The 20,924-nt window shown below is 42.2% G+C and carries 22 protein-coding genes; 10 read left to right on the forward strand and 12 right to left on the reverse strand.

The window, feature by feature from the left end; all coding sequences use genetic code 11:
* Positions 1 to 113 precede the first annotated feature (113 nt).
* The gene (locus tag HMPREF2780_RS08180; RefSeq protein ID WP_105026474.1) at positions 114 to 524 is read left to right on the forward strand and encodes a helix-turn-helix domain-containing protein; all 411 of its coding nucleotides are present in this window, start codon (positions 114 to 116) and stop codon (positions 522 to 524) included.
* 50 nt (positions 525 to 574) lie between these two features.
* Here HMPREF2780_RS08180 and HMPREF2780_RS08185 read toward each other — a convergent pair whose 3' ends face one another.
* The 3 genes from HMPREF2780_RS08185 to ruvA are packed head-to-tail and all read right to left on the reverse strand — an operon-like array spanning position 575 to position 2,396.
* The gene (locus HMPREF2780_RS08185; RefSeq protein ID WP_105026475.1) at positions 575 to 1,234 is read right to left on the reverse strand and encodes a CPBP family intramembrane glutamic endopeptidase; all 660 of its coding nucleotides are present in this window, start codon (positions 1,232 to 1,234) and stop codon (positions 575 to 577) included.
* 4 nt (positions 1,235 to 1,238) lie between these two features.
* Positions 1,239 to 1,793, reverse strand: a complete 555-nt coding sequence (locus HMPREF2780_RS08190; protein ID WP_008809975.1) for a DNA-3-methyladenine glycosylase I — start codon at positions 1,791 to 1,793, stop codon at positions 1,239 to 1,241.
* Between the two features lie 9 nt (positions 1,794 to 1,802).
* Positions 1,803 to 2,396 carry a Holliday junction branch migration protein RuvA gene (ruvA, locus tag HMPREF2780_RS08195; protein WP_105026476.1) on the reverse strand — a complete coding sequence of 198 codons (594 nt, stop codon included), beginning with the start codon at positions 2,394 to 2,396 and terminating at the stop codon, positions 1,803 to 1,805.
* Between the two features lie 167 nt (positions 2,397 to 2,563).
* Here ruvA and HMPREF2780_RS08200 point away from each other — a divergent pair, with 167 nt between their 5' ends.
* Together HMPREF2780_RS08200 and HMPREF2780_RS08205 are read left to right on the forward strand one after the other, a co-directional pair.
* Positions 2,564 to 3,067, forward strand: coding sequence for a helix-turn-helix domain-containing protein (locus tag HMPREF2780_RS08200; RefSeq protein ID WP_105026483.1), 504 nt, complete (start codon positions 2,564 to 2,566; stop codon positions 3,065 to 3,067).
* A complete protein-coding gene (locus HMPREF2780_RS08205; protein WP_199774058.1) occupies positions 3,051 to 3,572 on the forward strand; it encodes an RDD family protein in 522 nt (173 codons plus the stop codon). Before HMPREF2780_RS08200 ends, HMPREF2780_RS08205 begins: the two co-directional genes overlap by 17 nt.
* A gap of 35 nt (positions 3,573 to 3,607) precedes the next feature.
* Here HMPREF2780_RS08205 and mutL read toward each other — a convergent pair whose 3' ends face one another.
* Positions 3,608 to 5,551: a DNA mismatch repair endonuclease MutL gene (gene mutL / locus HMPREF2780_RS08210; protein ID WP_105026478.1), complete on the reverse strand. Its 1,944-nt coding sequence runs from the start codon at positions 5,549 to 5,551 to the stop codon at positions 3,608 to 3,610.
* A gap of 184 nt (positions 5,552 to 5,735) precedes the next feature.
* On the opposite strand from mutL, the gene HMPREF2780_RS08215 reads away from it, so the two are divergent.
* Together HMPREF2780_RS08215 and HMPREF2780_RS08220 are read left to right on the forward strand one after the other, a co-directional pair.
* A complete protein-coding gene (locus HMPREF2780_RS08215; RefSeq protein WP_008809980.1) occupies positions 5,736 to 6,176 on the forward strand; it encodes a LytTR family DNA-binding domain-containing protein in 441 nt (146 codons plus the stop codon).
* Positions 6,173 to 6,643 carry a DUF3021 domain-containing protein gene (locus tag HMPREF2780_RS08220; protein ID WP_061585382.1) on the forward strand — a complete coding sequence of 157 codons (471 nt, stop codon included), beginning with the start codon at positions 6,173 to 6,175 and terminating at the stop codon, positions 6,641 to 6,643. Before HMPREF2780_RS08215 ends, HMPREF2780_RS08220 begins: the two co-directional genes overlap by 4 nt.
* 48 nt (positions 6,644 to 6,691) lie before the next feature.
* Here HMPREF2780_RS08220 and mutS read toward each other — a convergent pair whose 3' ends face one another.
* Positions 6,692 to 9,235: a DNA mismatch repair protein MutS gene (mutS, locus tag HMPREF2780_RS08225; RefSeq protein WP_105026479.1), complete on the reverse strand. Its 2,544-nt coding sequence runs from the start codon at positions 9,233 to 9,235 to the stop codon at positions 6,692 to 6,694.
* A 178-nt stretch (positions 9,236 to 9,413) separates the two neighbouring features.
* Positions 9,414 to 9,851 carry an arginine repressor gene (gene argR, locus HMPREF2780_RS08230; protein WP_105026480.1) on the reverse strand — a complete coding sequence of 146 codons (438 nt, stop codon included), beginning with the start codon at positions 9,849 to 9,851 and terminating at the stop codon, positions 9,414 to 9,416.
* Between the two features lie 128 nt (positions 9,852 to 9,979).
* Here argR and argS point away from each other — a divergent pair, with 128 nt between their 5' ends.
* Positions 9,980 to 11,668, forward strand: coding sequence for an arginine--tRNA ligase (argS, locus tag HMPREF2780_RS08235; RefSeq protein WP_061596046.1), 1,689 nt, complete (start codon positions 9,980 to 9,982; stop codon positions 11,666 to 11,668).
* Between the two features lie 229 nt (positions 11,669 to 11,897).
* Here the strand turns inward: argS and HMPREF2780_RS08240 are convergent, their stop codons facing one another.
* The 4 genes from HMPREF2780_RS08240 to hisS form a co-directional block, all read right to left on the reverse strand.
* Positions 11,898 to 12,833: a YitT family protein gene (locus HMPREF2780_RS08240; protein WP_045504665.1), complete on the reverse strand. Its 936-nt coding sequence runs from the start codon at positions 12,831 to 12,833 to the stop codon at positions 11,898 to 11,900.
* Positions 12,820 to 14,574 (reverse strand): aspartate--tRNA ligase, encoded by a 1,755-nt coding sequence (aspS, locus tag HMPREF2780_RS08245; protein ID WP_045504667.1) that lies wholly within the window; start codon positions 14,572 to 14,574, stop codon positions 12,820 to 12,822. Before aspS ends, HMPREF2780_RS08240 begins: the two co-directional genes overlap by 14 nt.
* A gap of 130 nt (positions 14,575 to 14,704) precedes the next feature.
* Positions 14,705 to 14,914: a hypothetical protein gene (locus HMPREF2780_RS08250; protein WP_045504669.1), complete on the reverse strand. Its 210-nt coding sequence runs from the start codon at positions 14,912 to 14,914 to the stop codon at positions 14,705 to 14,707.
* Positions 14,915 to 15,003: 89 nt separating this feature from the next.
* Entirely contained in the window at positions 15,004 to 16,284 is a 1,281-nt protein-coding gene (gene hisS / locus HMPREF2780_RS08255; RefSeq protein ID WP_045504671.1) for a histidine--tRNA ligase, read from the reverse strand.
* Positions 16,285 to 16,464: 180 nt separating this feature from the next.
* Between hisS and HMPREF2780_RS08260 the strand changes: the two genes are divergently transcribed.
* Entirely contained in the window at positions 16,465 to 16,806 is a 342-nt protein-coding gene (locus HMPREF2780_RS08260) for a metal-sulfur cluster assembly factor (RefSeq protein WP_012131031.1), read from the forward strand.
* An 82-nt stretch (positions 16,807 to 16,888) separates the two neighbouring features.
* Here HMPREF2780_RS08260 and ilvD read toward each other — a convergent pair whose 3' ends face one another.
* Positions 16,889 to 18,595 carry a dihydroxy-acid dehydratase gene (ilvD, locus tag HMPREF2780_RS08265; RefSeq protein WP_008809990.1) on the reverse strand — a complete coding sequence of 569 codons (1,707 nt, stop codon included), beginning with the start codon at positions 18,593 to 18,595 and terminating at the stop codon, positions 16,889 to 16,891.
* A 241-nt stretch (positions 18,596 to 18,836) separates the two neighbouring features.
* On the opposite strand from ilvD, the gene rpmF reads away from it, so the two are divergent.
* Positions 18,837 to 19,019 carry a 50S ribosomal protein L32 gene (gene rpmF / locus HMPREF2780_RS08270; protein WP_008809991.1) on the forward strand — a complete coding sequence of 61 codons (183 nt, stop codon included), beginning with the start codon at positions 18,837 to 18,839 and terminating at the stop codon, positions 19,017 to 19,019.
* A 15-nt stretch (positions 19,020 to 19,034) separates the two neighbouring features.
* A complete protein-coding gene (gene rpmG, locus HMPREF2780_RS08275) occupies positions 19,035 to 19,184 on the forward strand; it encodes a 50S ribosomal protein L33 (protein ID WP_001265622.1) in 150 nt (49 codons plus the stop codon).
* A 217-nt stretch (positions 19,185 to 19,401) separates the two neighbouring features.
* Here the strand turns inward: rpmG and HMPREF2780_RS08280 are convergent, their stop codons facing one another.
* Positions 19,402 to 19,785, reverse strand: a complete 384-nt coding sequence (locus tag HMPREF2780_RS08280) for a hypothetical protein (RefSeq protein ID WP_105026481.1) — start codon at positions 19,783 to 19,785, stop codon at positions 19,402 to 19,404.
* A 246-nt stretch (positions 19,786 to 20,031) separates the two neighbouring features.
* On the opposite strand from HMPREF2780_RS08280, the gene HMPREF2780_RS08285 reads away from it, so the two are divergent.
* On the forward strand, positions 20,032 to 20,898 hold the full coding sequence (locus tag HMPREF2780_RS08285) for a helix-turn-helix domain-containing protein (protein WP_105026482.1): 867 nt from the start codon (positions 20,032 to 20,034) through the stop codon (positions 20,896 to 20,898).
* The last annotated feature ends 26 nt before the right edge of the window (positions 20,899 to 20,924 follow it).

Genomic DNA, 20,924 nt, shown 5'->3' on the forward strand with positions numbered 1-20,924 from the left:
GAGAATAACTGGATTGTTAGGAAAATGCTATTGGCAAATGGTTTCATTATTTTTATAATGAAGATGAAAAAGGAAATCATCTGAATATTTTGATTTGAAGAAAGGAGATCATCATGAAAATTTCTCAAGTTCTCAAAGACATTCGTCAACAAAATCAACTCACTCAGGAGGCCTTGGCGGAAAGGCTCAAGGTTTCCCGCTCCGCCATTGCCCGCTGGGAAAGCGAAAAAGGTATCCCTGATATTGGAAATCTCATTGCTATCAGTCGGGAATTTGATATCAGCCTGGACACACTCATCAAGGAGGATGAGCACTTGGAGAAAAAGGTCATCGAAGACAGCAAGGCCAAGAAATGGCATTATTTAGTCATCCTCTACCTTTTTTCCATCTTGGTTTATATTGGTGTCTTTGCTTACTTGCACCATATCTTTATGGCTGGCTTCCTCGTCTCTACCCTCTTCGTGCTTTTCTATGAGCTTCGCATCTTTATCAAGGAAAAGATTTGGATGCAGAAGGAAGAATGAGGAGATATAGAGAACAACAAAAAACCTAGAGGTCTTGAACTTCTAGGTTTTCATTTATTTATAGTCAATAAGGTAATAGTAAAAGCAATAATGTTGTTACAACAATGAAGAGTAATTGGATACCAGATGTTTTTGTCCTTTTTCAGATAAATTAAAGAAATAACGAATCCTCCACCAAAATAGGAAATGGCTGTCAGCCACTCTGACAAAACCAAGCTATGCATATGAAGAGTAGCAAACAGAAAAACAGTCAAAGCAAGGCCGAGCCTATCTGAATATTTTGCCAAGAAAGTCCCTAAGAAAAAGCGACGAAAGAAAAGTTCTTCCACAACTGGTCCAACAAAACAACCAACAAGCAAGAACAGATAAGGATTTTCTAAAAGCGCAGCTTGAATCCGAGCATCATTCTGTCCCTGGAGGGGCAATCCTAGACTCTGTTTAAGAGATCCTGATAGTAGATTCGAAGCAATTGTCAGGAGAAAAATAAGAACCATATACAAGGAGATTGTTTTAAGGAACTCCTTCTTCTTAGGCAGAATCAAAGAAAATTGCTCCTGCAATTCCTCCCGATAAGCCAAGATCCCCAATGTAAACAAAAGAGAGTAAACCGGATAGGTCATCCATTTTTGTCCAATAAACTGCAACCCTCTAGCTATAAATAGAATGGTATATAGTGAAATAAAAATGAGCTGAAATTTTCTTGTTTTCATCGTTCTACTTCCAGTCACAATCACTTTCGTGGTCATTGATAAGGCCTGCTGCTTCTAGGAATGAATAGACACAAACAGGACCGACAAATTTGAAACCTTGCTTTTTCAGAGCCTTGGACATGCTTTCTGACAGCTCTGTCTTAGCTGGCGCTTCCTTGTAGTTCGTAATTTGATTGTCAATCGTTTTGAAATCTACAAAGGACCAGATATAGTCATTAAAAGAGCCAAACTGCTTCTGAACAGCCAAAAAAGCTTGGGCATTAGCCCTGGTCGCATAAATCTTCATCTTGTTACGGATGATGTCGGGATTATCCAACAAATCGTCCAGATCTTCATCCGTCATCTGAGCAATTTTCTGGGCATCATAGAAATGAAAAGCTTCCCGAAAAGCCTGACGTTTATTCAGAATGGTCTCCCAAGAAAGTCCAGCCTGATAGGTCTCCATGCAGAGCAATTCAAATAACTTTTGATCATCATGGAGGGGTTTGCCCCACTCCTCATCATGATAGGCCACATACAAGGGGTTGTTCATTTTTACCCAGCCACAGCGTTTGGTCATAACTTTCTCCTATTTCACCAACATCTTAAGGGCTGACTTGATATAGTTTTCTGCTGTATCCGTCGTTCCTTCAAAGAATTTCTTGATTTTCTTGAGCTCAGCAGCCTTGTAGCCCAGAGCCAGCATAGCTTCCATGGCTTCTTCCAGTTCTTGGTTTTCATTGCTAGCTTGCACTGCAGCCTTGGCAGAAAGATCGTCACCAGCTATTACCACCTTACCTTCCAAGTCTAGCACCATCTGCTGGGCTGTTTTCTTACCAATCTTAGGAAACTTGGTTAGGTAGGTGATGTTTTTTTGCTCAATAGCTTGTACCAAGCCAGCATTATCATCTGCAGCAATGATAGCCAGGGCAGACACTGGGCCAATACCTGAGACTGAAATCAAGCTGAGAAAGAGTTGCTTCTCCTCCTCGGTCGCAAAACCGTACAGGAGCTCTGCATCTTCTCTCACCACATGGTGCACATAGACCTTGGCTTCCTGGTGAAGATGCCCTGAGTAAGCATAGGGGTTGGCCACATGAAGAATATAGCCGATAGAGTTGACTTCCAATACGATGTACTTGGCTGTAATTTTACTGATGATTCCTTTAAAATATTCGTACATAATCTTCCTTCTTTTTGTATCATTTTGCCTATCTAGTATACCATATTTTCTGTCTGGAAACTGCAAACAGAAGTGCAACCACTGGTTGACAAAATGTACAGGAAGCTGTATTCTCAAGATAAATAAAAGCTGTTAGGATAGAGATAGAAAAAAAGGAGGCTGTGATGATGAAACTCGCTGATAAATTATTTGAACTAAGAAAAGAAAAAGGCTGGTCACAAGAAAAGCTGGCAGAACAAATCAATGTCTCTCGCCAGAGCATTTCAAAGTGGGAGTCTGGCCAAGCACTGCCAGAGCTGGAAAAAATTGTAGAGCTGAGCAAGATTTTCCAGGTGACGACAGATTATCTGCTTTTAGAAGACAGCAACAAGCCGGAAATAAAACCCGTCCTCTCAGAAGACGAAAAAGATCGCTACTACAAGGAAGTGAAATCTTATGGCTTCTGGCAGGTTTTGTATATTTTTGTCTCAGCCCTGGCTATTTTTCTCTTTTTCGCAGGTTCTAGCTTTCCAGCAAAATTCACTGCCCTGGTCTGGTTGGCCTTCTTCCTCTTGATCGCATCAGCAGTAGCTATTAACAAGGCGTTAAAGATTAAGAAAAAGTATTTGGACAAGGTTATCGGGCTTGATGATTCTAAGAAAGAAGGGGCTCAAGATGAAACTAAAAACTGATAGTCCCATACCTGTCAAAACTCGTCTGAAAGAGCTGATGGGAGACTGGCTTTTCATCTCAGGCTACCTCATTGCTCTTTTTTTACTAGCTATGGGCTTTTACAATCTAGTTCTAGGAGGCGTTCCCGTATTCACTGAAGCCCAGAGCCAGTTTTTGGCTTTTTCTAGCTCCGTCCTGCCCCTAACTATCATATTTGCTTGGCTCGACTATAGAAAAGGAAGTTTTGGCAAGCGTTGGGCAGGTTTACAGCTGATTTACAAACATAGGAGCCTTTCCCACAGCCTTTTGCGATCTGCTATCAAGTTTTTTCCTTGGCAGCTGGGACATATGGGAGCTATCCGTAGTGCTTATCAAGCAGATGCCCTGTCAATTTTCTTGTCAACTTCAGCAGGGATTCTCTTCTTAATCTTTCTGCTGATGGGACTACTTCGCAAGGACAAACGCCATCCAGCTGATTTACTTACTGGAACACAAGTTCAGCTTAAAAATTCAAAACAGCTCTAGTTCTATAACTAGGGCTGTTTGATTTTCTATAAAGTTTAGTATTTCCCTAACTCCCGCAGGCTAGTATGATTTTCCTGAATGCGGCGGAACATTTTTTCCATATCCGACTTGGTAAAGTTAACCAAGACCGGCCGGCCGTGTGGGCAGTTATAAGGATTGTCACACTGGGACAGCTGAAAGAGCAAGTCACGCGCAGAGTAGTCATCCAGACTGTGATTGGCCTTGATGGAGCGTTTGCAGCTCATCATAATGGCTAGCTCTGCTCGATATTTCTTGATGGAAACTTCCTTGGTCAGGAGAAGCATATCACACATTTCATAGATTCCGGCCTCAATCTCCTCTTCCTTGAACCAAATGGGATGCTCGCGGAGGATAAACTGGTTGGCTCCGTACTCTTCTAAAAAGATGCCTGCATCTTCTAACAGCTCCATCCGCTGCATGATTCGCAACATATCGTCCGCTGGAAATTCAAAGATATAGGGCACCAAGAGCTGCTGCTGGCTATTGTCCACATCCCCTATCTTCTCCCGATAATACTCATACTTGACCCGCTCCTGGGCAGCATGCTGGTCAATAATGTAAAGACCGCCCTTGCCCTGAGCAAAGAGATAGGTACCATGCATCTGACCGAAATATTCTAACTCTGGGAAGCTTGATTTCTCTTCCTGTTCCAACTTATCCACAGCCCGCTCCAGACTGGCCTGGTCTAGCTCTGGATGGTCTAGTTGGTCATAGCTAACTGACTTTCTCTCTGCAAATTTGACTGAAGTTGGTTGTGGCTCTGCTTTTTCATTTGTCGCTTCATGAACAGGCCCTGCTGATTCTTCAAAGGATAGCTGCTGCTCGGCCACCTGTGGCTTGAGGAAAAAGTCATTCTGCTCCTTATCGTAGTAGAGGCGATTTTCTTTCAGCGGAAGACTGGTCTGTTCGGGCTTAGTCGCACGCTTAACAGTTGATTTGGCTAGATTTTCCAAAGCATCCGGGATAAGATCCTGCTCCTTGAGACTAGCCGCAATGGCTTGCGAAATCAAGGCCATGAGTTCCCGCTCTTTAGAAATTCGCACCTCTTGCTTGGTCGGATGGACATTGACATCGGCCAGATAGGGGTCAATCTGAATATTGATGACCGCGAGTGGAAAGCGACCTACCATAAGCTTGCTGCCGTAGCCGTCCAGAATAGCACGATTGAGCAGAAAGTTCTTAATATAGCGACCGTTGATGAGAATCGTAATATAATTCCGATTTGCACGAGTCAGCTCAGGCAGACTGACATAGCCGCTCACCTCAAAGTCCAAGTCTGAAGCAGAGATTTCCACCATTTTCTTAGCTGTTGCCAGACCATAGATGCCTGCAATAGCCTGACGCAGATTACCACTGCCGGCAGTCCGTGTCATTTCTCGGCCGTCGCTGATAAGGGTGAAAGCCACTTCTGGATGGGCCAGACTAAGCCGATTAATCACATCAACGATATGGGATAGCTCAGCCTGCTGGCTCTTCATATACTTGAGCCGGGCGGGAGTATTGAAGAAAAGATCTTCTATCTTGATTTTCGTTCCCACTGGACTGCTGGTAGGCTCGTGCTCTTCTATCTCACCGCCTTGGGCAACTAGCAAAGTCCCGTGCTGGCCATTTTCTGTTGCAGTCTCAATGGTAAAACGCGAGACAGAAGCAATGGAAGGAATGGCCTCGCCGCGAAAACCCAGTGTCCGAATCCGAAAGAGATCCGCCTGTTTCTTGATTTTACTGGTAGCATGGCGGCGAAGGGCCAGAGGGACATCTTCGTGATCTATGCCCTCGCCATTATCCGTCACCTGGATAGTCTTGAGTCCGGCCTCCTCGATTTCGATGGTAATTTGGCTAGCACCCGCATCAAGTGAATTTTCCACCAGCTCCTTGACCACGCTGCTAGGTCGCTCAATGACCTCACCGGCCGCAATCTGATTGGCTAGAATTTCTGGAAGTTCGATAATTTTTGACATCATTTTCTCCGTATTTGTTCTGCTATCTATTATAACACATTGGGCTCTTTCTATCAGAAGGCAGCCTTTTCTCAACCACTCTGCTCACAAGACAAACCAGATAGACACAAATAGCTGCCACATAGACAAAGGGGCTTGTTTTCGCTGCCAAGTTGCGGTTTAATAAAGGTGAAAGGAGGAAGTTATGAAAGTTAAGCTAAGAATCGATTCTCAAGTCACCGAAGACTCCGTCAGCATTGAGGCTCGCCTCATGACAGAAAGCATTCAGGAATTGGTCCACTTTGCTCAACATCTAGGCAAAGAAGACAAGATTCATGTCAAAAAAGAAGATGAAATCTATCTGCTGGATGCTAAGGAAATCCACCGAATCTATACAGAAAATCGCCAGGTTCAGGTTCGAACAGCAAAAGATGGCTATCGAGTTCAACAAGCTCTTTATCAGTTGCTGCAGGTCCTGCCGGACTATTTCCTGCAGATTTCTCAGTCGGAGATTATCAACAGCCGACAAATCAGCCACCTCAAGCTGACTCCAAATGGCCTGATTCAAATATTTCTGAAAAACGGTGATCAGACATACTCGTCCCGCCGCTATCTCAAATCCATTAAAGAAAGGTTGCAATTATGAAAACTCGTCTTAAAGAACTCTTTTTCGGAGGGATTGGAGGGATTTTCATCGGTCTCTTCTTCTCCATGATTGTTTCTTATTTTTACAATCCAGCTTATCTACCGCTGCACCCTCGCTCTCCTATCGGCCACTTCTTTTTGAGCCAGCATGTCCATGTTTCTCTCATCATGCTCTACTGCCTACTTATCTGGTTTATCATGGGAGCTATTTTCAGATGGAGTGGAAACTTCTTCCAAAGAGACTGGAGCATTCTGCGCTCCGTCGTTAGCCACTTTGGCGTGATGATGCTGACCTTTGCACTTTTGGCCAACCTAGCTGGATTCTTCCCACGAGAAAAAATACTTAGCCTGACACTGACTGCCGTTGGGGAATTCACTCTCATTTATCTGCTTATTTCAGGCGCTATCTACTACCGCACCTACCGTAAAATTCAAAAGATCAATAGCGACTTGTCTAGCAAATCGTGAGAAATAAACAGAACAGACTTGAAGCATTAACAAGTCTGTTCTTTGTTTTCACAACTTCTTCTTCAACTCAGCCACGGCTGCCATGACTTCCAAAGGAGTCATATTGTAGATGTCCAAGTCTCGTAGTTCAGTCAGGACCGGATTTTCCGTTTCTTCTACAAAAAGCGACATCTGCTCAGACACTTTTTGGGAGTCAGTTCTAGACGCTGGAAGAGAAGCCTCTCTTTTCTCTTGATTTTCCAAATCTGTCAAAATCGCATCTGCTCGCCTTAACAAATCCGTAGGTAAGCCAGCAATTTTTGCCACGTGAATCCCATAGGACTTGTCAGCAGGTCCTGCTTCAATCTTATGCAAAAATGTCACTTGGCCATCTTTTTCTAGAGTTGCCACATGGACGTTTTCTAATCGTGTCAAGCTACTTGACAGGTCTGTCAACTCATGATAATGGGTTGCAAAAAGAGTCTTGGCCTTGGTACGATCATGAATATACTCAATAATTGCTTGCGCCAGAGCCATCCCATCATAAGTCGCAGTCCCCCGCCCTAGTTCATCAAAAAGGATCAAAGAGCGTTCACTTGCTTGTCGAATGGCTCGATTGGCCTCCATCATTTCTACCATAAAGGTCGACTGCCCAGAAACCAAATCATCTGCTGCACCAATTCGTGTAAAGATAGCATCGAAAATCGGAAGACTGGCTACTTCTGCTGGTACATACGATCCCATTTGAGCCATGATGACAATCATTGCCAGCTGTCGCATGTAGGTTGACTTCCCGCTCATATTTGGTCCAGTAATCAGCTGAATATCTGTTTCTTGACCCAGTTCGATACTATTTGGGATGTAGCTTTGGGCTCCCATGACTTTTTCGACAACCGCATGACGGCCTTTTTTAATCTGCAAACTACGACTGCTTGTAAAACTTGGACGGACTAAGTGTTGACTTTCAGCCACAACCGCAAAGCTCTGTAAAACATCGACCGTAGCTAGGGTTTGAGCTAAGGCTTGTAGCCGTTGAATATATTTTCCGACCTCTTCACGAATGCGCATGAAGATCTCATATTCCAGATTAGCAGACTTCTCACGCGCCTCCAACATCTCGCCTTCAATGCGCGCCAGCTCTTCCGTACCAAAACGCTCAGAATTTTTCAAGGTTGCTTTTCGGAAGAAATGGCTAGGAACATTGCCTAGTTGAGAATTAGTTACATGGAAATAGTAACCATCCTTCTTGTTATAATCAATTTTCAGATTAGCAATACCACTTGCCTCTCGCTCCTTGGCTTCAATGTCCGCAATCCAGCTAGTCCCCTCTCTCATGACCAAACGGTACTGGTCCAAAGTCTCGTCAAAACCAGTTCGAATGATATTGCCCTCAGTAATTACTTGTGGAGCATCTGGGTCAATCGCAGAGCTGATTAGATTTTCCAGTTCAGGAATCGCATCTAGCCTTGCCACCAAACTCTCCAGAGCTGGGCTTTCAATCGTTTCTAAAATGGCCCGAATCTGAGGAACATGGCTCAGAGTAGAAGATAATTGCAGGAGGTCCTTGGGATTGGTCTTGCCAAATGACACACGACTTACCAGGCGTTCAATATCATAGACGCCCTTGAGACTATCTGCCAAATCACTCCGCTCAAAGAAATAATCCAGAAAGACCTGAACGACATCTTGACGCTTGATAATTCGTCCCTTATCAATCAAGGGATGCTGGATCCAAGAACGAAGCAAGCGTCCTCCCATGGCTGTTTTTGTTTCATCCATGAGCCAAAAAAGACTACCATGCTTCTTGCCCGTCCGGGCATTTTCAGTCAAGTCCAGACTGGTCTTTGTAGCATAGTCCATCTGAAGAAAATCTTTTATCTCATAATGATGGGCCTTTTTGAGATGGCTGAGCTCCCGCATCTGCGTCTGAAAAACATAGGCCAAAAGCTTCCCTGCCGTCTGCTTTTCTAAAGATGACAACTCATCTCCTAAGAGCTGAACGTCCTCCATTGCTTCCTCGACTTCTGACAGGAGTAAATTCATTTGTTTTGACAAAACCTGCTGCTCATCTTCTGACAAGCAATAACCCACGACCACTTCCCGAGCCCGGAGATTTCGAATTTCTCCACAAGCTTGGTCAAAATCTGATAGGCTGGTTACCTGAAATTCTCCCGTAGCCAGATCCATATAGGCCAAGCCATAAGCTTGCTCCTGCCTATCCAAAGCAACCAAAAAGTTATTTTCTCCGGCTGGCTTACTAGAATCAACTACCGTACCCGGCGTAATAACCTGGACCACCTCGCGTTTGACCACCCCCACGGCCTGTTTAGGATCTTCCATCTGCTCTGCAATGGCAACCTTATAACCAGACTCAATCAAAACATCAATATATTGCTGGGCAGAGTGATAAGGTACACCCGCCATTGGAATGGGATTTTCTGAATTCTTATTACGGCTAGTCAGGGCAATCTCGAGAATCTGTGCCGCTTTAACAGCATCCTCGTAAAACAACTCATAGAAATCACCCATACGAAACAGCAGGAAGGCGTCCTGATAGTCTTTTTTAATATCCAAGTACTGCTGCATACCTGGCGATATTTTTTCTGTTGCCATAGTTTCCTCTCTCGTTGACAAGTTAGGCCTGTAGGCTCCAACTCTCTAATCACTTAAATCCTGAGCACCTTTTGCTATACCATGAACTCTAATGGTTACCCAAGAATCATCTTACCTGATTTTACCATAAATAGAAAAAGGTTGAAACTTTTGTCTCAGCCCTATTTCATTCTTCAATTTACATCTTTGACAAAATCTGCTCTTCGATTTCTTTGGCAGTATCCTGGTTACGGCAAATTAATAGTAGTGTATCGGCACCTGCTAAGGAACCTAAAATCCTCTCATCCCTATTTTCATCAATGATGTTAGCCAGCACTGCAGCTTCTCCCAAGCGTGTATGCAAAACCAAAGTAAATTCCGCACGGGCTACCCCTCTAAGATGGTAAGACAAAACCTCAGTCAAATCAATTCGAGCCGTTTCTTGCGCTAAAACATAATAGAGCTGGCCGTTTTTCTTGACTTTAATTAGACCAATTTCTCGCAAATCGCGGGATAAAGTCGTCTGAGTTACATAAATACCCTCTTCTTCCAGACGAGTCTGGATATCCTTTTGTGTCCCTAACTTCTCCTCTTTAATCATTTTCTTGATTAAGTCATGACGTTTCTTCTTTTTCATTTTCCCCTCGATAGTTGTATATTTATACTCTAGATTATACCAAAAAATTGTTATGATACCCAAAAAATTTGAAGATTCCTTTAAAAATGTGATAAAATAGTAATATTAAAAGACTCAAAGGAGCACCTATGGATAATAAACAGATCATTGCCAGCGAATTGGCCAAGGTGATTGACAGCCTGGACCAAGACGCTATTTTAAATTTACTCGAACAGCCAAAAAGTTCTGATTTAGGAGATATCGCCTTTCCTGCTTTCTCATTGGCCAAAGTAGAACGCAAGGCTCCTCAAGCTATTGCAGCTGATATTGTCGAAAAGATTGATACAACTCACTTTGACAAGGTTGTTGCGACTGGACCATATGTCAACTTTTTCTTGAACAAGGCTGAGATTTCCGGTCAAGTTATTAAAGAAGTAGTTAAAGAAGGGGCTGACTACGGACAACAAAATGAAGGCAAGGGCGAAAATGTTACTATCGACCTTTCAAGTCCAAACATTGCCAAGCCTTTCTCAGTTGGTCACTTGCGCTCTACCGTTATCGGAGATGCACTTTCTAATATCTTCCGCAAAATGGGCTACAATACCATCAAAATCAACCACTTGGGTGACTGGGGTAAACAATTCGGTCTTCTCATGGTCGCTTATAAAAAATGGGGAAGCAAGGAAGCTGTCGAAGCCAATCCTATTGACGAACTGCTACAACTCTATGTCCGTATCAATGCCGAAATCGAAAACGACCCCGCCTTGGATGACGAAGGACGTTTGTGGTTTAAAAAGTTAGAAGATGGAGATCCAGAAGCAACTGAACTTTGGCAATGGTTCCGTGACGAAAGCTTGGTCGAATTCAACCGTATCTATGAACTTCTCGGGGTTGAGTTTGATAGCTTAAACGGTGAAGCCTTCTACAACGACAAGATGGATGAAGGGATTAAAATCCTTGAAGAAAAAGGTCTTTTGGAAGAATCAAAAGGTGCGAGCATTGTCAACCTTGATGATGTCAACCTTCCTCCAGCTATGATCAAAAAATCTGACGGAGCTACGCTTTACATCACTCGTGATATTGCAACCGCTATGTACCGAGCTCGTACCTATAACTTTGTCAAAAGTATCTATGTCGTAGGTCAAGAACAGTCTAACCACTTCCGCCAGCTCAAAGCTGTACTTAAGAAGATGGGGTTTGACTGGAGCGATGATATGACTCACGTAGATTTCGGTCTCGTTACCAAGAACCGTCAAAAACTGTCTACACGTAAAGGAAATATCATTCTTCTTGAGCCAACCTTGCAAGAAGCGATTAGCCGTGCAAAATCTCAAATTGAAGACAAGAATCCAGAACTTGAAAACAAAGAAGCGGTTGCTCATGCTGTTGGGGTCGGTGCGGTTAAATTCTACGATTTGAAAACAGACCGTCGCAATGGTTATGACTTTGACTTGGAAGCCATGGTATCCTTTGAAGGAGAAACAGGCCCTTATATCCAATACGCTTATGCTCGTATCCAATCTATCCTTCGTAAGGCAGATTTCACACCTGATGCAAATGCTGACTACCGTCTAAACGATGCTGAAAGCTGGGAAATCATCAAGCTCCTCCAAGACTTCGGTCGTGTTGTAAAACGTGCTGCAGATAACTATGAGCCATCATTGATCGCTAAGTATGCTATCAGCTTGGCTCAAGCCTTCAACAAATACTATGCACACACACGGATCTTGGACGAAAGCCCAGAACGCGATAGTCGTTTGGCCCTCAGCTACTCTACAGCCGTGGTCCTAAAAGAAACTCTCCGCCTGCTTGGTGTTGATGCTCCAGAAAAAATGTAAGAAACTAAAAATGCGCTCTAAAGGGCGCATTTTTAATTTGATCAACCAGCCTGAATTCTAACTGATCCAGCTTTACTTAGCCTTTCTAGCATAGTATTTTCTAGCAATATCATCAAAGAGCGACCATAGAATAATCTACTGCTTCATTCGTCTTATTTTTATTTGTAAAACAAATGCACCTCCTAAAAAGGTGCATTTGTTATGTTATATCCAAGCAACAATTACTTGCTTATTCCTCCACAAAACGTCCTAAGATATGGACGTTCTCTGAAACAGAGACAAAGGCTTGCGGGTCGGTTTTACGCATAATGTATTTAAACTCACTGTACTCAGCCCGAGTAATTACTGTGATCAGAATTGCCTTTTCCTGATGATTATAGGTTCCTTCTGCACCATTAATCATGGTAGCTCCCCGATGCAATCGTTTGTGGATTTTTTCGATAACCTTATCTGGACAGCTTGTAATAATCATGGCCTGCATTTTCTTTTGCTTAGTAAATACAGCATCCGTTACCCGACTGGATACGAAGATGGTAATCATCGAGTAAAGTGCATAAGTCCAGCCAAAAGTCAGCCCCGCAATCAGCATAATCACCCCATTCACCACAAAGGAAATGCTACCGACATTACGGCCTGTCCGCTTACGAACCGTCAAACTGACAATATCCGTTCCTCCACTAGAAATATTATTTTTCAAGGCAAAACCAACACCGGTCCCCATCACGACACCCCCAAAAAGAGCATTGATAATAGGGTCCTGTGTTAAAACCACCTCTGGAACAATCTGGATAAAAAAGGAACTCATACTAACAGTTATAAAGGTGAAAACTGTAAACTTATGTCCAATTTGATACCAGGCCACAATCATCAGGGGAATGTTGATTAAATAGAAGGTAAGAGAAACTGGAATTGTCATCCCAATAAATCTCTCACTCAAGGCAGAAAAAATCTGAGCTAGACCTGTTGCCCCACTAGAATAAACATGCCCAGGCTGAAAAAAGAAATTCACAGCAACAGCTGAGAGAAAACCATAGACAATCGAAGCCGAGATTTTCTCATCATATTTCTCCTTAGAAATGCTCTGTAGCACTTTCAAGAGCCGAAAATTATAGGCCAATCGGCGAATCCTATAACGTAGGATCTTATAAAACTTAGTCTTTTTCATTTACTTCCACTTGTAAATTCAGTTCATCTAACTGTTTTGCAGCCACAGGACTCGGAGCCTGTGTCATTGGGTCAGTCGCCTTGTTGTTCTTAGGAAAGGCAATCACTTCACGGATGTTTTCTTCGCCTGCTAAGAGCATCACAAAGCGGTCAAGCCCGATAGCCAAACCACCATGTGGTGGGAAACCATAGTCCATGGCTTCGAGAAGGAATCCAAATTGATCATTAGCTTCTTCAGCTGAGAAACCAAGAGCCTTGAACATCCGTTCTTGAAGTTCTTTTTGGTTGATACGAAGACTACCACCACCAAGCTCATAACCGTTCAAGACGATATCATAAGCGATGGCACGAACCTTGGCCAAATCACCCTCTAATTCGTGAGCGGTCTCTGCCTGTGGAAGAGTGAATGGATGGTGGGCACTCATGTAGCGACCTTCTTCTTCAGACCATTCAAACATTGGCCAGTCAACAACCCAAAGGAAGTTGAATTTATCGTTATCAATCAAGCCAAGCTCTTTAGCGATACGTCCACGAAGGGCACCAAGTGTTGCATTCGCCACTTCAAGCGTATCCGCTACAAAGAGAACCAAGTCCTTGTCTTCAAGGCCAAGAGCTGTCGACAAGTCTTCTTGGATGCCAGTCAAGAACTTAGCAACTGGTCCATTTAATTCTCCGTCAACTACCTTGACCCAAGCAAGACCTTTGGCACCGTATTGTTTGGCTACTTCAGTCATCTTGTCAATGTCTTTACGTGAATAGTTGTCTGCAGCCCCTTTAACGACAATTGCTTTTACTGCCGGAGCTTCTGAAAAGACTTTGAAGTCTACACCCTTGACAACCTCTGTCAAGTCCTGAAGCAACATGTCAAAACGGGTATCAGGTTTGTCAGAACCGTAAAGAGCCATGGCATCATCATACTTCATACGGGGGAATGGAAGCGTCACTTCGATTCCTTTTGTTTCTTTCATCACGCGCGCAATCAATCCTTCTGTGATATCTTGAATTTCTTGCTCACTAAGGAAGGAAGTTTCTAAGTCGACCTGGGTAAACTCAGGCTGACGGTCACCACGCAAGTCTTCATCACGGAAACATTTAACGATTTGATAGTAACGGTCAAACCCAGCATTCATCAACAATTGCTTAGTGATTTGAGGACTTTGAGGAAGAGCATAGAAATGACCTTTATTGACACGAGATGGCACCAAATAGTCACGCGCCCCTTCTGGTGTTGACTTGGAAAGGAAGGGTGTCTCCACATCGATAAATTCCAACTCATCCAAGTAGTTGCGGATAGAGTGGGTCACCTTAGCACGAAGTTTGAGATTTTCCAACATCTCTGGACGACGAAGGTCAAGGTAACGGTAACGCAAACGTGTATCGTCATTGGCTTCAATGCCATCTTTAATTTCAAAAGGAGTTGTTTTAGCGGTGTTTAGAACCTCTAGGCTTTGCACGTGTAATTCTACAGCACCTGTTGCCAATTTATCATTAGCTTGCTCTCTGGCTACCACTTGACCTGTCACCTCGATGACAAACTCGCTACGCAGACTTTCTGCTGTCTCCATCACATCCTTTGAAACAGTCTCAGGATTGATAACCAGCTGCATGATGCCTTCACGGTCTCGCAAATCAATGAAAATCAAGCCACCCAAGTCTCGTCTACGAGCAACCCAGCCTTTCAAAGTGATTTCTTGACCTACGTGCTCCTTGCGAACACGTCCAGCATACATCGAACGTTTCATTATTTTTCTCCAAACTTTTAATTCTTGTTCTATTTTACCATAAAGATAGAGGGATAAGCTTGTCCCTCAAGATTTTTTTAGAAAAATCATTTTTGCTAAATAGCAGGCTTTACAAAATGTCAATTCAAGCCTAGTCTTCCTTCTTGCCCTTTTCAAATAAAGCAGGTGCCAAGGCCTTGCTGACCATAGCTGTTAAAAATCGAAAAAGACCTGCCGCCAAGCCAAATATAGGAGCTAGATAGCGGAAAAAGAAATCTCCCCTAATAAATAAACACATAAGACCTGTTATGATAAATAAAGCGACTGCCTGAATAAGGGAAAGCATGACTATTTTTTTCATTCAATATTCCTTTGTAGATGATCATTTGTAGTTGCTCAAGTAAAACAGAGGGCTGGAATAGAATTCCAGCACCTGTTGCTTTCACTTGCCTAGAGTCCAATTTGGGCCAAAACAGCCTGAAAATCTGTCTTAATAGCATCGAGTGACACTGTCACTTCTTGACGCGTCTCATTATTTTTGACAGTCAGCTCGCCACTTTCCAGCTCGCTCTCGCCAAGAGTAATAATGGTCTTCGCTTGGAAGATGTCCGCTGATTTAAATTGGGCCTTAATCTTGCGGTCCAAATAGTCCCGTTCAGCCGCAAAACCTTGTGCTCGGAGAGACTGAACTAATTCCAAAGCTTTGCCATTGGCACCAGCTCCCAAAACAGCGATATAAGCGTCCAGACCCGTCTCAATCGGAAGCTCTACACCTTGCTTGTCCAAGACGAGAAGCAAGCGTTCCAAGCCCATACCAAAGCCGACACCTGGTGTCTCAGGACCACCAAAGTAGGCAACCAGCCCATCATAACGGCCACCGGCACAAATGGTCAACTGACTACCAGCCACCTCAGTTGTGAACTCGAAAATCGTGTGGTTGTAATAATCCAAACCACGAACCATGTTGGTATTGATGACATAAGGAATCTGTAAAGTCTCTAACATAGAGCGAACAGCCGCAAAGTAAGCACTGCTCTCCTCATCCAGATAGTCCAGAATAGACGGAGCACCCTCTACTGCCACCTTATCCTCAGGCTCTTTAGAATCCAGCACGCGCAGGGGATTTTCTTCCAAGCGACGTTGACTATCTGCAGATAGACTAGCCTTCAGTGGAGTCAAATAATCAATCAAAGCCTGACGATAAGCCGCTCTGCTCTCAGGATTCCCCAGTGTATTTAGCTCCAAGCTGACATTGGTGATGCCAATTTCCTTGAAGAATTGAGCTGCCATAGCAATCATTTCTACGTCTGTTGCGGAATTGCTAGAACCAAAGCACTCTGCTCCAATCTGGTGAAACTCCCGCAGACGACCAGCTTGTGGACGTTCATAGCGGAACATAGAGCCCATATAGTAGAGCTTGACAGGCTTTTGAACTTCCGGCGCGAAGAGCTTGTTTTCCACATAAGAACGAACGACAGGTGCTGTCCCTTCCGGACGAAGGGTGATGTGGCGGTCGCCCTTATCATAAAAATCGTACATTTCCTTGGTCACAATGTCTGTCGTATCTCCAACAGAACGGCTGATAACTTCATAATGCTCAAAAATAGGAGTACGAATCTCAGCATAATTGTATTTCCTAAATGTCTCACGGGCAAATTCTTCGACATATTGCCACTTGGCAGACTCTTGTGGGAGAATATCTTGAGTTCCCTTTGGTTTTTGTAATTTCATCTTCTCACCTCTGTCTTCTTTAGTACCTATATTTTACCACAAGTCCAGCATTTTTAGGAGTACAAATGACATTTTCCAACAGTAAGAAGTAAATCCGTTTTCATTATGGAAAATATCTTGAAAAAATGTCAGAATTGTGAGAAAATAAAAACAATTCCAGCTAGATAGAAGGAGATACCTATGAGAGACGATATCAAAATCAACGACCGAGCAGCTGCAATTCAGGATAAACTAGTAGAAAAACTCGAGCGCATTTACGATCCGGATGTAGAGCTAGATGTATATAACCTAGGTCTGATTTATGAGATCAACCTAGACGAAAGTGGCCACTGCAAGATTGTCATGACCTTTACTGATACAGCCTGCGACTGTGCCGAGAGCCTGCCCATCGCCATCATGGACTCTCTTAAGAAGATTGATGAGATCGAAAGTGTCTCTGTCGAGGTTACTTGGTCACCTGCCTGGAAAATCACCCGTATCAGCCGTTTTGGCCGTATTGCACTAGGGATCAGTCCTAAATAAAAAACGACTGGTTCATCTACATTTTTAAATAAAAACATCAAACCCGCTAGTATTTCTAGCGGGTTCTTTTGTTATCTATAGGTTATTTCTTACCAGTTTCTTCTGGTTTCCAGAAGTCGGTAACAGCACCTTTAGCGGCAGAGGATACCATATGGGCATATTTACCAAGTACCCCGCGGCTATAAAGCGGTGGAATCGTTGTTTCTGCCTTACGTTTCGCCAGCTCTTCATCAGAGACAGCCATGGAAATTTCCTTGGTGTCTTGATCAACGGTTACTATATCGCCTGTACGGAGATAAGCGATTGGGCCACCATCCTGAGCTTCAGGAGCAATGTGTCCGACAACCAAACCGTAAGTACCACCTGAGAAGCGGCCGTCTGTCAGAAGGGCAACCTTGTCCCCTTGACCTTTACCAACGATGATAGAAGAAAGTGACAGCATTTCTGGCATACCAGGACCACCCTTTGGTCCAACGTAACGAACCACTACTACATCGCCATCTACGACTTCATCAGCCAACACCGCATCAATAGCAGCTTCTTCTGAGTCAAAGACCTTGGCTGGTCCGACGTGTCGGCGTACTTTAACACCAGAAACCTTAGCAACAGCGCCGTCTGGAGCTAGATTACCATGCAAGATGATCAATGGACCATCTGCACGTTTTGGATTTTCAAGTGGCATGATGACTTTTTGACCTGGTGTCAGATCCGCAAAGTCCGCCAGATTTTCTGCTACTGTCTTACCAGTACAAGTGATGCGATCCCCGTGCAGGAAGCCATTCGCTAAGAGATATTTCATCACAGCAGGCACCCCACCAACCTCATAAAGGTCTTGGAAGACGTATTGACCAGATGGTTTCAAGTCAGCCAAATGCGGTACCTTCTCTTGAATAACATTAAAGTCGTCCAGTGTCAGCTCAACATTGGCCGCATGAGCCATAGCTAGCAAGTGCAGAGTAGCATTAGTAGAGCCACCCAGAGCCATGGTCACTGTGATCGCATCTTCAAAGGCTTCGCGCGTCAAGATATCAGACGGTTTCAACCCCATCTTAAGCATATTAACAACTGCACGTCCAGCTGCTTCAATGTCTTCTTTTTTGTCGGCTGATTCTGCAGGGTGAGAAGAGGAGCCTGGCAAGCTCATACCCAGAACTTCAATGGCTGTAGCCATGGTATTGGCCGTGTACATACCGCCACAGCCACCAGGGCCAGGACAGGCATTACACTCGAGACGTTTCACGTCCTCCTCGGACATATCTCCGTGATTCCATTTTCCGATTCCTTCAAATACAGAAACCAAGTCAATATCTTTCCCATCAAGGTTCCCTGGTGCAATGGTTCCACCATAGGCGAAAATGGCAGGAATATCCATATTGGCAATGGCAATCATAGAGCCTGGCATGTTCTTGTCACAGCCACCAATGGCCACAAAGGCATCCACATTGTGCCCGCCCATGGCAGCTTCGATAGAATCCGCAATGATATCACGAGAGGTCAAAGAGAAGCGCATCCCTGGCGTACCCATGGCAATCCCGTCCGCAACGGTAATCGTGCCAAATTGCACAGGCCAAGCACCAGCAGATTTAACCCCTTCTTTTGCTAGCTTACCGAAGTCGTGCAAGTGCATGTTACAAGGGGTATTTTCCGCCCAAGTCGAAATCACCCCTACAATAGGTGTCTCAAAATCTTTATCCGTCATTCCTGTAGCCCGAAGCATGGCACGGTTTGGTGATTTAACCATGCTATCGTAAATCTTACTTCTATGACGATTTTCTAGCTTATCTGTCATGTCTATTCCCTTCCTATCAGTGGTCTTTGTGTCCTATATTATACCACACTTGCCCTCAAATGAACAGGAGAAAATTTTTAAATTTTCAGAATTTTATAAAAATAATTGCTCTGCTATTTTCAAATTAAATAAAAAAATCTGTCAAGTAACTTTACTTTACAAAAAACTTTTGATATACTGTTAAAGTTGATGTAAATCATCAAACTGAATCGAAATCATAAACTAAAAGGAGAAACAAACAATGGCAGTACCTGCACGTCGCACCTCAAAAGCGAAGAAAAACAAACGTCGTACTCACTACAAAGTAACAGCTCCATCTGTAACTTTTGACGAAACTACTGGAGATTACTCACGTTCTCACCGTGTATCACTTAAAGGATACTACAAAGGACGTAAGATCGCTAAAGCTGCTGCAGCTGAATAATAGAAGGGAGATACCATGCGCGTAAATATTACACTTGAACACAAAGAATCTGGTGAACGCTTGTACCTTACTTCTAAAAACAAACGTAACACTCCAGACCGTCTTCAATTGAAGAAATACTCACCAAAACTTCGCAAACACGTTGTGTTTACAGAGGTTAAATAATTGAGATAAAGAAAAGCCTATGAAACGTTGATTTCATAGGTTTTTTTCTTTTTGAGAAAATGCTATATATCACAATATAAATCATTTGAATCACTAGATTTTTATAAAATGAATTAGATGTTTGAATACATAAAAGACAGTAGCATCAATCTACTGTCTTTTCATTTGTTAGATAAATTATCAAGAATAGTAGTAGCTATTACTATGTTACCAAAACCTAAAACAGCATATCTCCAATGCACGCAATAAGATAATAAATAAGAACCGAAAACAGAGTTATTATTACCCCAACAACGACCGTATATAATATTTTTGTCTGACTTAAACTACTTATAAAGTTTTTTACCCTTTCATCTGATTCTATCATTTTATACTCTTCAGTAGTTTTATCCTTTAATAAATCCGATACAATATTTAAGTTGTTTTGCTTTTTAATTTTCTCGATCTCAAGCGATGTCTTTACAGTCCAAAAGAACAAGACTCCATAAATTATAAATCCTATTTTCCCAAAAATCATAACAGATGGAAAAATACTAAAACATGTTACTGCCATTAAAACTATAAATTTTTTAGTAAGATATGTACTTCTATCGCCCTTCATTTTGAAACCCCTTTCATCCCTTTTTACTAAATTATATACCATTGATTATTTTAAGTCAATAATTTTTATTCCATTTAAGTTTTTTTTTAATAAATATCTCATATAACATGATTTGTTTAAGATCTTGATGATTGCTAAAACTACAAATATATTTGAATTTTTGACAATATATCTCTTATGATATATACTATGTACTAGTAATTAATTTATCAATTTCAATATAAAATATTTCAAACGAGATTTAATATGCAATCAATAGGTAATAAAATTAAAACAAAAAGAAAGTCACTCGGACTTTCTCAAAAAGATTTGGCTGATGGAATTTGCGAACAAAGTTTAATTAGTAAAATCGAACGAACGAACTATTTCCCTTCCGCTGATATTCTTTATAAGTTATCACAAAAACTTCAAGTGGATATAAACTTCTTTTTCGATGAATCGTATGAGACTGTCTCTGATTTACGAAAGTTTATTACCATGTCCTCAAAGCTTTTAGAACATAGAAATTACACTGATTTAGAATATCTTTACAACCTTGAAAAAAGTAAATCAAATTCATTTAATGAGGATGAACAATCTTATTTAACATGGATTGAAGCTATTATACTCTTTTATAACTATGATAAGAAAGATAGCGCAATCGAGTTGCTTAAAAATCTTATTGACTCTTTATTCGATTATAAAAAAAATATTTTTTTAAAAGCTCTGAATACTCTAACAAATTTCTACTCAAATATAGGTTATAACGAAGAATATGAAAGAAACTACAAGAAACTTCTTCAAATCTATTCAACAAAAGATTTCCAATTAAAAGAGGATATAGAAGGATATATTCGGTTAAAATATAATTTTGCTCATCATTTAACGATTAACGGTCAATTACTGGATGCTTTAGAAACAGCATTAGAAACCATAGATTTTTGTAAAAATAATAATACAGCATATCAAATGCCTTCTCTACTTCTTCTCGTTGCTAATTCTTGTGAAAAATTTCTATCTAAAGAAGAGATTATACAATATTATACTGAAGCAAAAACGCTAGCTAAATTATACGGAAATGATGTGCTCTATCTTAAAATAAAAAACTACTTAATTAATTACAATATGTACTGACCCCAAAAAGTTAGACAATTAATTTA

Source organism: Streptococcus sp. HMSC062B01 (assembly GCF_001811085.1).
GTDB lineage: Bacteria > Bacillota > Bacilli > Lactobacillales > Streptococcaceae > Streptococcus > Streptococcus gordonii.